General features: G+C 54.3%; 1 protein-coding gene. It reads right to left on the reverse strand.

The genetic code is table 11. The features are described 5' to 3' along the window. Positions 1-106: 106 nt before the first annotated feature. Entirely contained in the window at positions 107-325 is a 219-nt protein-coding gene (gene rpsN / locus F8C76_RS19450; RefSeq protein ID WP_439108302.1) for a 30S ribosomal protein S14, read from the reverse strand. Positions 326-339: the final 14 nt, after the last annotated feature.

The following is a 339-nucleotide window of genomic DNA, read 5'->3' on the forward strand; positions in this document are numbered from 1 at the left end:
TGTACTTTCTTGGCCATCTGGGCGTTACGGATACGTGTAAACATATCCGCCAGGGTATCTTGCATGCTCATGCCGCAATCGCTCCGCTACCTAAACTCTTGGCTTATTACCAGCTGGCTTTAACCAGACCTGGAACGTCACCGCGCATCGCTGCTTCACGCAGCTTGATCCGGCTAAGGCCGAATTTGCGGTAGTAACCGTGCGGACGACCGGTCAGACGACAGCGATTACGCTGACGAACCGGAGAAGAATCGCGCGGCAATTTTTGCAGCTGAAGCTGAGCATCCCACTTCGCTTCAGGTTCTGCATTGGGATCCTGGATGATCGCCTTAAGCGCTG

It is taken from the genome of Flagellimonas olearia, assembly GCF_009184425.1.
GTDB lineage: Bacteria > Bacteroidota > Bacteroidia > Flavobacteriales > Flavobacteriaceae > Flagellimonas > Flagellimonas olearia.